Origin of the sequence: Pandoraea soli (assembly GCF_902459595.1) — a bacterium.
Classification (GTDB): Bacteria; Pseudomonadota; Gammaproteobacteria; order Burkholderiales; family Burkholderiaceae; genus Pandoraea; species Pandoraea cepalis.
In genome coordinates this window covers 11844-24793 of the sequence record NZ_CABPSG010000012.1, presented here as the reverse complement: position 1 = coordinate 24793, position 12950 = coordinate 11844, and the positions used below count along the sequence as shown (strand labels likewise).

The following is a 12950-nucleotide window of genomic DNA, read 5'->3' as shown; positions in this document are numbered from 1 at the left end:
CGCGCCAACGCAGGCACAGCCACCTCGGTTCACCCCGTCAGGCGCCATTTCCCGCCATCATCGTCAGCCAGCCCCACAGCGCATGAACTCCGGCATCACCCGCAAGCTTTTCCTCGCGCTCTTCACGACGGGCCTGACCACCATGACGGCCACGGCGCTCGCCGTGCGCGCCGCCCTCGGCGGGCATCGCTGGCTGTGCGGCAACAACCTGATGTATCTGACAGTCCTCGGCGTAGCCCTGCTCGGTGCCGTGGCGCTGCACCTCGCCCGGCGTTTGCTCGTGCCCGTCACCCCGCTGCTCGAGGCCACCCACCGCATGGCGATGGGCGACTACAGCGCGCGCGCGCCGACGGCCGGTGCCGACGAACTCGCCCGTCTCGCCGTCGATCTGAACCGCCTGGCCGACACGCTCGCCCGCAACGACCGCTCGCGCCGCGACCTGCTCGCGGACATTTCCCACGAGCTGCGCACGCCGCTGTCGATCCTGCGCGGGGAAATCGAAGCGATGGAAGACGGCGTACGCCCGCTCACGCAAGACGCCATCGCCTCGCTGCGCGTTGAAATCTCGCAGCTCTCCAAACTGATCGACGATCTGTACGAACTGTCGCTCTCGGACGTCGGGGCGCTGACCTATGCGTTCGCCCCCGTCGATATGACCGAGCGCGTCGCCACGTCCGTGGCCGCGTTCGGCGACTGGTTCGACGCCAAGGGCATTGCGCTGAGCCTGCACCTGCCCGACGACACGCTCGTGATCAACGGCGATCTCCACCGCGTAACGCAACTGCTGGGCAATCTGCTCGAGAACTCGCTGCGATACACCGACGGCGGCGGCGCCGTGCGCGTGTACCTGTCGGCCACGGCCACACAATTGCGTCTGGAGATCGAAGATTCGGCGCCAGGCGTGCCGGACGGCGCGCTGCCGCGCCTGTTCGAGCGCCTGTTCCGCGTGGAAGCGTCGCGCAGCCGGCGAAGCGGTGGCGCCGGTCTGGGGCTGACGCTGTGCAAACATATCGTCGAAGCGCATGGCGGACAGATCACCGCGCGACACTCCCCGCTGGGCGGTCTCGCACTCACGATCACTCTGCCGCGTCACCGCCCTGCGCCTGCGGCCGCGGGGGGGGCGTGCGGCGGCGGATGCGACAGGTCACCCGGCGGGACGCGCCGACTCGGGCCCGCGCGGCTCGATGACCCAGCCCTTGCGAGCTCGTGATGAACCCTTCGCCCATGCCTTCGACCTCGCCGAACCCGTCGCCGGGCACTTCGCACGCATCGACCCCGACGCCGCTTTCCGCCCCAAGTTCACTGACCGACGCGATGACCCTCTCCGACACTGCCCCGATTCTGATCGTCGAAGACGAGCCCAAGCTCGCCGCGTTGCTCGCGGAATACCTGCGGGTGGCGGGCATGCCTTGTCGGATTCTCTCGGACGGTCGCGACGTAGTCCCGGCCGTGCGCGCGACCCAACCGCGCCTGGTGCTGCTCGATCTCATGCTCCCGGGCATGGACGGCCTCGAAGTCTGCCGCGCCGTGCGCGAATTCTCCGAGGTGCCGGTCGTCATGCTGACGGCGCGCGCGGCGGAGACGGACCGGTTGCTGGGCCTCGAACTCGGCGCCGACGACTACATCTGCAAGCCCTTCAGTCCGCGCGAGGTCGTGGCACGCGTCAAAGCGATCCTGCGCCGGGTACGAGGCCCCGGTAGCGCCTCCCCCCCCGCGGGATCTGCCAGCCTTGCCAGCGCGACGCCGCCGCGCGCGCTCGTCATCGACGCCATGCGTCATCACGCACGCCTCGACGGACACGAACTGCCGCTCACGCCTGTGGAATTGCGGTTGCTGGCGACGCTGGCCAGCCATCCCGACAAGACCTTCCCTCGTGCCCACCTGCTCGATCGCATGTACGACGATCACCGCGTGGTCGCCGACCGCACGGTCGATAGCCATATCAAGAACCTGCGGCGCAAGTTGCAGGCGATCCGGCCCGACGAGGAAATCGTGCGCTCGATCTATGGCGTCGGCTATCGGCTGGAATTGCGCACGGACCGCCCCGGCATGGGCGCCGCGCGGCATGGCGTCGCGGCTATCGACAATCCCGCCAGGGCGATGCCAGAATAGGCGTACCCGCGCCGCAGCGCGGTTCCCTTGAGGAGATCGACGATGCCACGCCGCGCCGCTACGCTGTCCCCAATGTCCACTGCCCTCGCAGCCTTCCCCTCATCCGCCCCATCCACCGCCTTCACGCCCAACGGCGCTGCAACGTCGATGCTTGGCATTGCCGAGCTTGCGCGGTCTTACTCGCCGATCAAACGTTTGCTGCAAGCCGCCACGGTCGTCGCAATGCTCGGTGTGAGCGGCGGCGTGTTGGCACAAACGCCCGTGTGTTTCGATAGCGTCGGCCACGCCCTGCCGCCAGAGCAATGCTCGCAAGCCGCACGCGATCAGGCCGCGTCGCAGGCCACCGCTTCCGGCGCGAGATCGCCCTCACTGCGCGACGAGTGTCGCGCGCTCGCCGACAAGATCGCCAACACGCCGGACAAGCCGGTCTACCAGCGCGGACGTCGGGTCGAGTCGCCCGCCGGCGATCGCGTCGACATTCCTACACGCACCCGCCCGCGCAAAGCACTCAAGGAAGAATACATGCGCAAGTGCACGTAGGCCGACACCTACAATTTGACGAAAGATGTCGGTAAGTTGGCGGAACTTGTTGCCCTATTTTCTTGACAATAACGTCAGAGACCGCATAATCGTCGTCACGCCGACGGGTTGTCCGCCACGATTTCATACAGACACATCCGTCGGATGCCGAATTATCGTTCTCATCATCCGCTTCATGGCCGACACGACGCGTGCCCCGTGGAATGCGTCATCGGCCCGACGTTTTATCCGGATCCATGCCGCCGTGCTCAGCACGCGGCACACGCTACCTGGAGGGAGAAAATGCAAAAACGCGAATTCCTGATGAAGACTTCCGTCGCTGTTGCCGCCGCTGCATTCGCGCTGTCGGGCTGCACCACGACCACCCCGTCGCAGGCCAGCAAGAGCGACAGCTCACCCGGCGCCAACGCGAACAAGCGTCGTGAGATCGATGCTTCCGTGAATGGCGCGCTCGACAAGATGTATGCGTCCGTACCGGGCTCGCGCGAACTGGTGAACAAGTCGCGCGGCATGCTCGTGTTCCCGTCGGTGCTGCAAGCCGGTTTCGTCGTGGGTGGCCAATACGGCGAAGGCGCGCTGCGCGTGGGCGGTGCCACGAAGGGTTACTACAACACCGTGACGGCGTCGTTCGGTCTGCAGATCGGTGCGCAGTCGAAGGCCATTATCTTCCTGTTCATGACGCAGGACGCCCTCGACAAATTCCAGCGCACCGACGGCTGGACGGCGGGGGCCGACGCCTCCGTTGCCCTGGTCAAGATCGGCGCGAACGGCGCGGTGGATCTGAACACTGCGACCTCGCCGGTCGAAGTGATCGTGATGACCAACGCCGGTCTCATGGCCAACCTGAACGTCGAAGGCACGAAGGTCAGCAAGCTCAACATCTGACGACGCCCGAACACCGCGAGGCAATCGAGAATGTGGCCGCCTCGCGTCCCACGTCCAGCGCCAAACGACAACGGCGCCATCCGCAATGGATGGCGCCGTTGTTTTGTGCGCAGACGATGACCGTCGGTATCACTCGTTGCTGAACGCCGCCGGACGCCACTTCAGCAAACGCTTCTCGAGCGACGTCAGCAGGTAATCCGCCGCCAGCGCCACCACGGCAAGCACGATCATCGCGGCAAACACGCCACTGGCATTGAACGCACCCTGTGCGGTCGAGATCAGCAGGCCAATGCCTTGCTTCGAGCCGAGGAACTCACCGACCACCGCACCCACCAGGGCAAAGCCGAAGCTGACGTGCAAGCTGGCGAGAATCCACGACAGTGCCGACGGAATCACCACCGACATCGTCACCTGACGGCGCGACGCCCCCAGGATCTGCGCATTCGCGATCATGTAGCGATCCGCCTCGCGCACGCCCTGGAAGGCGTTGGCGAACACGACGAAGAACACCATCACCACGGCAAGCGCCACCTTCGAGGCCATGCCCAGACCCAGCGAGATCACGAAGATCGACCCGAGCACCACGCGCGGAATCGAGTTGGCGATCTGAATGTAGAGACTGAAGACATCCGAGAGCAGCTTGTTGCGGCCGAGCACAATGCCGCAGATCACACCCGCCACGCCGCCGATCAGAAAGCCCAGCACGGTCTCTTCGAGCGTGACGAACACCTGCGTCCAGAGCGGGCCCTGCGAGGTGCCTTCCACACACCATTCATAGATCTGCGCAACGATTTGAGTCGGTTGCGAGAAGAAGAACGGGTCGATCCACCCCACGCGCGCGCCCACTTCCCAGCCGCCCAACCCGATCACCAGAATGGCCACGCGCAGGAAAATCACCAGCGCGCGACGTTGTTTGATGCGACGCTGCGCGCTGGCTTCCTCGCGCGCGAGATCGGCGTCACTGAATCCTGCCACCATGGCCTGTTCACTCATGTTCATGCCCTCCTCCAGACGGCGTGGGCACGCGCGTCGATGCGCGGCCCGCTAAATCATTGTCGATGCCCCGCGGGGGCGTCGCCTTCAACCGATCTTCACTTCTTCACGCAGATCCGCCCAGATCTCGCGCGAAATGTCGATGAAGCGCTGCTCGTAGCGAACTTCCGACATCACGCGCGGACGCGGCAGATCGATCGTGTACACATTCTTCAACGTGGCCGGACGCGCCGTGAGCACGAACACGCGATCCGCCAGTGCAATCGCCTCTTCCAGATCGTGGGTGACGAACACCACCGAGCCGGACGTTGACGACCACAGTTGCAGCAGCTCGTCCTGCATGAGCGTGCGCGTTTGCATGTCCAGTGCGGAGAACGGCTCGTCCATCAACAGGATTTCGGGGTTGTTGATGAACGTCTGTGCCAGCGCCACGCGTTTGCGCATGCCGCCCGAGAGCTGGTGCGGGTAGTGGTCGCCGAACTTGTCCAGCCCCACGCGCTTGATCCATTGGTCGGCCAGTGCGTAAGCGGCGTCTTTGGATTGACCGCGAAAGAGCGGGCCGGCGGCCACGTTCTCGCGCACGCTGCGCCACGGGAACACCGCGTCGTTCTGGAACACGAAGCCGATGCGCGGGTCGATGCCGTTGACCGGCTGCCCCATCACGCGCACGCTGCCGGCGGTCGGGCGCAGCAGGCCAGTGATCATCGACAGCGTGGTCGACTTGCCGCAACCGGTCGGCCCGACAATGGCGACGAATTCGCCGCGGGCGACCGACATGCTGAAGTTGCGCAGCGCGATGGTGGCGTGGCCGTCCGCCGAGATGAAGCGGCACGACACGTTGTCGAATTCGATGGCCGGGGTATCGCGCGAGACAGGGCTCGCAGCGCGCGCCGGCGCAGTGGGGGTGATGGTCTGGGTCATGCCCGGTTCCTCAGTGACGTCGAAGGTCAAACGGTGTCGTTGCGGTTTTTCAGGGGTGAGTCTGCCCACACACCGGACGGTCGTCGGGTGCGGGCGGCTCGGGTGGCGGCGCGTCGAACGACGCGCGCGCCGGAACTACAGGATCAAAGGGTGACGCGAGATCGAACGCTTACTTCGGCACGTTCGCGGCGTCGACAAACGCGTTGGTGTAGGTCTTCGAGAGGTCGATGTGCTTGCCCTTGACGTTCGGGTTGAACGCGGCGAGCACCTTGAGCACGGTCTCCGGACCATCCTTCGGCATGCGGCCGTCCGGCGAGTACATCGGCAGCGAGTTCTGCAGCGCCTGCAGGTACAGCGCCTTGTTGTTGGCGTAGTAGTCCTTCGGCATCTTCTCGGTGATCTCTGCGGCCGAGTGGGTGTTGATGTACTTGAGCGTCTTCACGAACGCGCGGGCCAGCTTGGTCGCCTCTTCCTTGTGCGTGTCGGCCCACGCGCGCTGCACGTACAGGCTCGACGCCGGGTAAGCGCCGCCCAACGCGTCGACCGTGCCCTTCATCGTGCGCATGTCGACGAGCACTGCCGCGTCGCCCGTGTTGATCAGACGCGAGGCGGTCGGCTCGGTCGTCATGCCGGCGTCGATCCGGTTCTGCTTGATGGCGGCGATGAACGTGTTGTCCGCGCCGACGGGCAGCACCGAGAATTGCGACGACGTGATGCCGTGCTTGGCCGCGAGGTACTGCGTGAGGAAGTTGGTCGACGCACCCAGGCCGGTCACACCCAGGGTCTTGCCCTTGACGTCGGCCATGCTCTTGATGGTGTCGCGGCTCTTGGCATTGACCAGTTCGACTTCGCCGGGCACCTGACCGAAGACCGTGATGGCCTCGATTTCCTTGCCCTTGCTTTGCAGGTCGATGGAGTGATCGTAGAAGCCAACCACGGCCTGCACGGCACCGGCGAGCAATTCGTTTTCGGCGTCGACACCGGCCGGCTGCGAGAGCAGCTCGACGTTCAGCCCTTCGTCCTTGAAGTATCCGAGTTGCTCGGCGAGTTTGGCCGGCAGGTAGATCATCTTGGTGATGCCGCCCACCATGATCGTGATCTTGCCGCTGTCGGCGGCGAAACTCGGCACGGCGGCCAGCGCCAGCGATGCGCCGAACACGGCGGCCAGAACGGGTTTCACGAAGGCTTTCGGCGTACGCACGCCATGGCTTGCTCGCATTATGGTGTCTCCATCGTTTTTAGGGATAATGGCTCAAGCGTCGCGTTGCGGCGCCGGCCGACCGCTGTGGTTTGCCACAGGGCCCAGGCAGCGGTCCTCTGAATCGTTTCCTTTGCCTTGATGCGAATTGTAGAAAACCGAAGCTTTCATCGAGCTTTCGTCCCATGCAGGTTTTCTTGCGCAACCGATGGGTGTTTACCCGCTGTTGGCTTGCGCCGGTTCGGCGGGCACACTCGCCGTCGCTGTCTGCGTCGCTGCCCGCGTCGCCCTACGCCTTTGCCGTCATGAAACTGCTGCTGATCGAAGACAACGACACCCTCGCCCACTGGCTCGCCCGCATGCTGCGCGACGATAACTTCACGGTCGACGCCGCGCGCGACGGCGACGCCGCCGACCGTCTGCTGCAAACCGAGACGTACGACGTGGTGCTGCTCGATCTCATGCTGCCCAAGCTCGGCGGAAAGCATGTGCTGCGACGGCTGCGTGAGCGTCGCAATAATGTGCCGGTGATCATTCTCACCGCCAGCGGATCGGTCGACGAGAAGGTCGACTGTCTCGGCGCGGGGGCCGACGACTACCTGGTCAAGCCGTTCGAAGTGCGCGAGCTGATCGCCCGTGTCAAGGCGCTCGCCCGCCGCCATGCGCCCGAGCAGAGCGCCGACCTGGTGTGCGCCGATCTGGCCTACCACGCGGGCACGCGGCAGTTCACGATCGCGGGCGCGCCGCTCTCGCTGCCGTCGCGCGAACACGCCGTGCTCGAAATCCTCATGCGCAAGCAGGGCAAGACCGTCGCCAAGAGTGCCCTCGTCGACGGCGTCTTCGGTCTCGACGACGAACCGAGCGCCGATGCCATCGAAATCTATATCCATCGCCTGCGCAAGAAACTCGAGGCGAGTCATGCGGCCATCATGACACTGCGTGGCCTGGGTTATCTGCTGCGCGAAAAAGATGCTTAGCCTGCGCGTACGGCTGTTGCTGTGGTTGATGCTGCCGCTCTCGCTCTACATCGGCGCGAGTGGATGGCAGGCTTATCGCAGTGCCCGCGACACCGCCGCGCTCGTGCAGGACCGGGCCTTGCTCACGTCGGCGCAGGTGATCGCCGGCGAACTCGACTGGGTCGATGGCGCCCTGCGCGCGAGCGTGCCACCCTCCGCGCTCGAACTATTTGCCTCGCCGGCGCGGGACCGGGTGTTCTATCAGGTCGTCACCCAAGACGGGCAACTGCTCGCCGGGCCGCCGGATTTCCCGCACCCGCCAATCTTTTCCGCCACAACGCCGGCGTACTTCAGCGTCACCGTCAACGGCGAGCCGCTTCGGGCCGTCAACTATGTGCGCACGATGTACAACGCCGGCACGCCGCATCGGGTCGCGGTCGTAGTGGCAGAAACGATGCACGCGCACGACGCGATGCTCTCGCAGTTGTGGGAACCGTCGCTGCACCGCCAGATCGCCATGGCCGCGCTGGCCGCCTTGCTGGTGCTCATCGGGCTGACGGTCGAGCTGCATCCGCTCATTCGCCTCAAGGACGAGGTCGCCGGGCGCGCGCCACAGGAACTGGTGCCCATTCGCGCCGGACAACTGCAAACCGAGCTGCGACCGATCGTTGACGCCATCAACCTGTGCATCCAGCGGCTCTCGGCACAGGCGCAGCAACAGCGGCGCTTCGTGGCCGACGCAGCGCACCAGTTGCGCACCCCGCTCACGCTGCTCGATACCCAGTTGCAGTTCGCCGCGCAGCTCGACGACCGCGCGGCGCTCGCCGACGTGCTCGCCGCCATGCAGACGAGCAGTCGGGGGCTGGCCGATCTCACCAACAAGCTGTTGCTGCTCTCGCAGGCGGAGGCGGCCGACACGCCGGCGTTCTCGCGCTCGCGCGTCGATTTGGTGGCCGTGGCCGCCGCCGTGCTCGAGGAACTCGTCGCCCTTGCGCAAAGACGCCGTATCGATCTGGGATTGGAGACGGCCGACGCGCACGTGTGGGTCGAGGGCAATGGCGAGCTGTTTCACGCAATGGTCATGAATCTTGTCGACAATGCGATCCGCTATATCCACGAGGGGGGGCGCGTGACCGTCGCGATCGACAGTCCTCAGGACATGGCCCGCCTGCGCGTGATCGACGACGGGCCAGGCATCCAGGCCGAGGCGCGGCAGCGTGTGTTCGAGCGCTTCTATCGCAATGCGCCGCCGGGTCAGCCCGGCACCGGGCTGGGGCTGGCCATCGTCAAGGAAATCGTGGCGGCCAGTCACGGCAGCGTGACGCTGGCGTCAGGCGACGACGGTCGCGGCCTGATTGTGACCGTGACGCTACCGCTAGCGGTAGAGGCTGAACGCAACGCTCTTTAGAAGACGTTGCCGGCGTCACGTCTCCGATACCGCACACCGCAGGCCTGCACCACCGCGTGATAGAAAATCGCAGCCGTATGAAGTCGCAAGAAAAACTCAGCCATTACCGTTGGTTAGATTGAAAAAACCGTTTGAAACACTAGCTCGACTCCATGGGCTAGGACAAACCCTGATATATTTTGGGGTCTTCGCAGAATTTCCCTTAAGTAAGCCGATACTTTTTGATCCAAATCAAAGAGTTATGCTTCGACGTCCGTCACGTGCTTGTTTGCCACGTGTAATTGTGACGAAATGTAAAGTTTGTTAAATTCGGTGGGGTCTCGGGCGCAAGTTGCGGCACGGGACTTTTTCTCTCAGGGATTTGCCTCCATGCCGTATCTCGTCGATCGTGCCGCACAGGTTGCGAGACGTCGCGTGTCACATGACGACGCGTTGCACGCGCGCGCCGTGACGCCGACCTCGGACCCGGCGGCCGCGTGCGACACGGCGTTGCCGGCCGAGCCCGCCGCGCGCCCGCAGGCACAGTCCGAGGCTCACGGAATAGACGCCGCTCGCGAAGCCGAGCGCACGCGCCTGGCCAGGGAGATACACGACGGACTTGGGGCGCACCTCACCGCATTGCAGTTGGTGGTGGCGCGTCTTGCCACGCGCGCCCCGGCCGACGCCGCCGAGTGGCAGTCCCTTTGCACCCAGATTCAGCAGGCAGCAAACGCGGCTCAAGACGCGGCGGACGACCTCGTCTACCGCCAACGCCCCCCCGCGCTCGACGCCGGCCTCGTCGCGTCGTTGCGCGCCTGGCTGCGTCGCTTTGGCGAACAAAGCGGTCTCACCTGCATTTGGCGCTGCGACGACGTGACGCGCGAGCGCGTCGCCAAGCTCACGCCCGACGCGGTGCTGGCCTTATATCGAATTGCGCAGGAAGCCTTGACCAACGTCGCCCGACACGCACACGCCTCTCGCGTAGTGGTGGCGCTCGACGGCGGTCAACGTTCACTCAAACTCACGATTTCCGACGACGGTCGCGGCTTGGTCCGCGGCGCGCGTCGCAAGCAGGGACATTTCGGATTGGTAGGGATGCGCGAGCGCTGCACGGCGCTTGGCGGCACGATACGTATTGGCAGTGCGCAAGGATCGGGGACGCTCGTGAGCGCGCGTCTTCCCTGGCACCAGATTCTGTCGTCCCCGGCCGCGGCACTCGCGACCGGCCATCATGCCCCGGAATCGCTTGCTCTTCACGGATACGCATCATGACGCTCAGAGTGCTCATCGTCGACGACCACGCCATCGTGCGTCAGGGCGTGCGACAGTTGCTCTCCGACAGCGGGAGCATCTCGGTCATCGGCGAAGCCGACTGCGGCGCGGAAGCGCTGGAGATGACCGACGCCGCCCAGTGGGACATCGTCCTGCTCGATATTTCGCTACCCGACACGAACGGACTCGAGATTCTCAAGACCCTGCGACGCAAACATCCGCGTCTGCCGATCATGATCTTCAGCATGTACGGTGAAGGCCAGTTCGCGCTTCGGGCCCTCAAGGCCGGCGCGGCCGGGTATCTGAGCAAACGCTCGAACGCGCAGCAACTGGTCTCGGCCGTGCGACAGGTCGCCGCGGGGCGCAAGTACGTTAGCCCGATGGTTGCCGAGACGCTTGCCGACTTCCTCGGCCCCGACGCCGACCAGCCGCCGCACGAGCGCCTGTCCGACCGGGAATATCAGACGCTTTGCATGATCGGTTCGGGCAAGCGGCTGACGGACATCGCCAACGCGCTTTCGCTCTCGGTCAAGACGGTGAGCGTGTATCGCACGCGCCTCCTGGAAAAGATGCGCCTGAACAACAACGCCGAACTCACCTATTACGTGATGCAGCACGGCCTGGTCAGCGCCGAGATGGGGCCGCTCTGCGCCTGAGTGTTCCGGAATCACGCATCAAGAAGTAAGTAATCACTACGTGGCCCGCTTGCGCGGGCCACGTGCATTTCGGACCGCCGATCCGGTCTTTGCCGTCGGCAGCGTTGCGCCACGCATCGCCTTCCCCCCCAAACCAAGAAATTTTCTTGGATGTCACCCAAGCGTTGCCGCGGGGTGGGAATCGGTCGCCACACCACGGTGACCCAGCCCCTCGTGGCCACCTCTCCAAGCCTTACAGGGATTGAATAGGCGGCAGATTGCCCCTTTCCTTGCGGGATCAATTGGGGAGGAATTTTGTAGACTGATCCTCTAGCGTTTTTCCTACATCGACAGGGCCCGTCGATGGGGGGTGACACATCATTTTGTGAAATCACCCTAAATTTTCCCAATGGCTGTCCGATATCCCCTACAACGGCGGCTTTCGGCGAATGGCTGTAGAGCCGAAGTTACGGCGCTTAAGCCGGAGCCAAAAATTTTGGGAAAGGAGTGGCTAAATGTCATCTGTCATCAATACCAATATCTTCTCGCTGGTTGCACAACGTAACCTGAGCACGTCGCAGTCGGGCCTGCAAACCTCGATCACGCGCCTGTCCTCGGGTCTGCGCATCAACAGCGCCGCCGACGACGCCGCTGGCCTGGCGATCACGGACCGCATGACGGCCCAGATCAACGGCACGCAGCAAGCGCAGCGCAACGCCAACGACGGCATCTCGCTGGTGCAAACCGCCGCAGGTGCCCTGTCGGCGGTGACTGACAATCTGAACCGCATTCGCACGTTGGCCGTGCAATCGACGAACTCGACGAACTCGACGTCGGATCGTGCAGCGCTCGATCAAGAAGTTCAGCAACGTCTGGCTGAAATCAACCGCCTGTCGGCCCAAACTCAGTACAACGGCCAGAACATTCTAGACGGTTCGTTCGGCACCGCCACGTTCCAGGTGGGCGCAAACTCAGGCCAAACGATTTCGGTCGGCCTGACGCAAGGCGTTCAAACGTCTTCGCTGGGCGCCATCGCCTCGAAGACGCTGACGACCACTGCCGCCGCCGGTGGCTTCAAGAGCTACAACGTTACCGACTTGACCGTAAAGGTGGGTGCTGGCGCGGCAATCGCTGTGGCGCCGGGCACGTACAATACCGCCAGCAATCTGGCCACGGCAATCAACGCCGCAGCAGGCTCGAACGTGGTCAGCGTCAACAAGACCACGGGTGAACTGACCACCGCCGCATACGCCAACGTCACCTTCGGCGGTGCCACTGACGGTGCAGCACTCGCGCTGGCCAATGTCTCCGCGACCGGTCCCGCAGCCGACTCCACTGGCGTGGGCAGCAACGTCGGCCTGAACCTCTCTGCTGGCGACCTCACCATCAACAGCGGTTCGACCTCGACCGACATCACCGGCTATTTCTCGACCACGCAGGATCTGGCTGACGCCATCAACGCCAAGAACATCTCTGGCCTGACGGCAGTGGTCGACAAGGGCGGAAACGTTGCCCTGAATTCGCAGAAGCAGTTCTCGATCACCGGCACCGCCACCAAGCTCGGCGCCAACGCCGCCAACGCCGGCGTGTCGGCCGTGGGCGGCAGCCTACAAAACGCCGACGTGCTGACGGTCGATTCGGCAACCAAGATGATTCAGCAAATCGACTCGGCGATCAACACCGTCGACTCGCTGCAATCGACCTTGGGCGCCGTGCAAAACCGCTTCCAATCGACGATTTCAAGCCTGTCGACGACGTCGCAAAATCTGACCACGGCGCGTTCGGGCGTGCAAGATACCGACTACGCAGCTGAAACGGCCAACCTGACCAAGTCGCAGATTCTGCAACAAGCCGGCATCTCGATGCTGGCCCAGGCCAACCAACTGCCGCAACAAGTGCTGAAGCTGCTCCAGTAAGCGCCGTATTGGCAGTGAGTTTGCCCGGCAGCCGTACCGCCGGGCCACCGGCGGCGCCACCTCCACGCGAGGGGGTGCCGCCGTCAGCATTACAGCGGCAAAAGGTTTTGCATGCCGCCGTCTTGCGAGTTGAGC

At 64.3% G+C, this 12950-nt stretch carries 12 protein-coding genes; 9 read left to right on the top strand and 3 right to left on the bottom strand.

All coding sequences use genetic code 11. The annotated features are described in order from the left end of the window. Positions 1–82: 82 nt before the first annotated feature. The 4 genes from PSO31014_RS18215 to PSO31014_RS18200 all read left to right on the top strand — a co-directional run bounded on the left by PSO31014_RS18215 (position 83) and on the right by PSO31014_RS18200 (position 3537). Complete coding sequence (locus PSO31014_RS18215; RefSeq protein ID WP_150552901.1) at positions 83–1210, top strand: ATP-binding protein; 1128 nt, start codon at positions 83–85, stop codon at positions 1208–1210. A gap of 104 nt (positions 1211–1314) precedes the next feature. Next, positions 1315–2112, top strand: a complete 798-nt coding sequence (locus PSO31014_RS18210) for a response regulator (RefSeq protein ID WP_246176816.1) — start codon at positions 1315–1317, stop codon at positions 2110–2112. Positions 2113–2184: 72 nt separating this feature from the next. Continuing rightward, on the top strand, positions 2185–2652 hold the full coding sequence (locus PSO31014_RS18205) for a hypothetical protein (RefSeq protein WP_150552899.1): 468 nt from the start codon (positions 2185–2187) through the stop codon (positions 2650–2652). A gap of 282 nt (positions 2653–2934) precedes the next feature. Further along, complete coding sequence (locus PSO31014_RS18200) at positions 2935–3537, top strand: BPSL1445 family SYLF domain-containing lipoprotein (RefSeq protein ID WP_017231590.1); 603 nt, start codon at positions 2935–2937, stop codon at positions 3535–3537. 129 nt (positions 3538–3666) lie between these two features. Here the strand turns inward: PSO31014_RS18200 and PSO31014_RS18195 are convergent, their stop codons facing one another. The 3 genes from PSO31014_RS18195 to PSO31014_RS18185 form a co-directional block, all read right to left on the bottom strand. Further along, on the bottom strand, positions 3667–4536 hold the full coding sequence (locus tag PSO31014_RS18195; protein ID WP_174976577.1) for an ABC transporter permease: 870 nt from the start codon (positions 4534–4536) through the stop codon (positions 3667–3669). 81 nt (positions 4537–4617) lie between these two features. Next, positions 4618–5451 carry an ABC transporter ATP-binding protein gene (locus PSO31014_RS18190; RefSeq protein ID WP_017231588.1) on the bottom strand — a complete coding sequence of 278 codons (834 nt, stop codon included), beginning with the start codon at positions 5449–5451 and terminating at the stop codon, positions 4618–4620. A gap of 169 nt (positions 5452–5620) precedes the next feature. After that, positions 5621–6670 carry an ABC transporter substrate-binding protein gene (locus tag PSO31014_RS18185; protein ID WP_017231587.1) on the bottom strand — a complete coding sequence of 350 codons (1050 nt, stop codon included), beginning with the start codon at positions 6668–6670 and terminating at the stop codon, positions 5621–5623. Positions 6671–6954: 284 nt separating this feature from the next. Between PSO31014_RS18185 and PSO31014_RS18180 the strand changes: the two genes are divergently transcribed. The 5 genes from PSO31014_RS18180 to PSO31014_RS22850 all read left to right on the top strand — a co-directional run bounded on the left by PSO31014_RS18180 (position 6955) and on the right by PSO31014_RS22850 (position 12815). Beyond that, a complete protein-coding gene (locus tag PSO31014_RS18180; protein WP_150552983.1) occupies positions 6955–7626 on the top strand; it encodes a response regulator transcription factor in 672 nt (223 codons plus the stop codon). Continuing rightward, complete coding sequence (locus tag PSO31014_RS18175; RefSeq protein ID WP_174976576.1) at positions 7619–9013, top strand: sensor histidine kinase; 1395 nt, start codon at positions 7619–7621, stop codon at positions 9011–9013. The genes PSO31014_RS18180 and PSO31014_RS18175 overlap by 8 nt, the downstream gene beginning before the upstream one ends. Before the next feature lie 414 nt (positions 9014–9427). Next, positions 9428–10264, top strand: coding sequence for a sensor histidine kinase (locus PSO31014_RS18170; protein ID WP_174976575.1), 837 nt, complete (start codon positions 9428–9430; stop codon positions 10262–10264). Continuing rightward, the gene (locus PSO31014_RS18165; RefSeq protein WP_150552897.1) at positions 10261–10920 is read left to right on the top strand and encodes a response regulator; all 660 of its coding nucleotides are present in this window, start codon (positions 10261–10263) and stop codon (positions 10918–10920) included. The genes PSO31014_RS18170 and PSO31014_RS18165 overlap by 4 nt, the downstream gene beginning before the upstream one ends. Positions 10921–11414: 494 nt before the next feature. Then, a complete protein-coding gene (locus PSO31014_RS22850) occupies positions 11415–12815 on the top strand; it encodes a flagellin N-terminal helical domain-containing protein (RefSeq protein ID WP_150552896.1) in 1401 nt (466 codons plus the stop codon). Positions 12816–12950 lie beyond the last annotated feature (135 nt).

Excerpts from the sequence above, each read along its gene's own strand:
- PSO31014_RS18175 (WP_174976576.1), top strand. The coding sequence starts at position 7,619 with ATGCTTAGCCTGCGCGTACGGCTGTTGCTGTGGTTGATGCTGCCGCTC.
- PSO31014_RS18215 (WP_150552901.1), top strand. The coding sequence starts at position 83 with ATGAACTCCGGCATCACCCGCAAGCTTTTCCTCGCGCTCTTCACGACG.
- PSO31014_RS18205 (WP_150552899.1), top strand. The coding sequence starts at position 2,185 with ATGTCCACTGCCCTCGCAGCCTTCCCCTCATCCGCCCCATCCACCGCC.
- PSO31014_RS18210 (WP_246176816.1), top strand. The coding sequence starts at position 1,315 with ATGACCCTCTCCGACACTGCCCCGATTCTGATCGTCGAAGACGAGCCC.
- PSO31014_RS18190 (WP_017231588.1), bottom strand. The coding sequence starts at position 5,451 with ATGACCCAGACCATCACCCCCACTGCGCCGGCGCGCGCTGCGAGCCCT.
- PSO31014_RS18180 (WP_150552983.1), top strand. The coding sequence starts at position 6,955 with ATGAAACTGCTGCTGATCGAAGACAACGACACCCTCGCCCACTGGCTC.
- PSO31014_RS18195 (WP_174976577.1), bottom strand. The coding sequence starts at position 4,536 with ATGAACATGAGTGAACAGGCCATGGTGGCAGGATTCAGTGACGCCGAT.
- PSO31014_RS22850 (WP_150552896.1), top strand. The coding sequence starts at position 11,415 with ATGTCATCTGTCATCAATACCAATATCTTCTCGCTGGTTGCACAACGT.
- PSO31014_RS18165 (WP_150552897.1), top strand. The coding sequence starts at position 10,261 with ATGACGCTCAGAGTGCTCATCGTCGACGACCACGCCATCGTGCGTCAG.
- PSO31014_RS18185 (WP_017231587.1), bottom strand. The coding sequence starts at position 6,670 with ATGCGAGCAAGCCATGGCGTGCGTACGCCGAAAGCCTTCGTGAAACCC.
- PSO31014_RS18200 (WP_017231590.1), top strand. The coding sequence starts at position 2,935 with ATGCAAAAACGCGAATTCCTGATGAAGACTTCCGTCGCTGTTGCCGCC.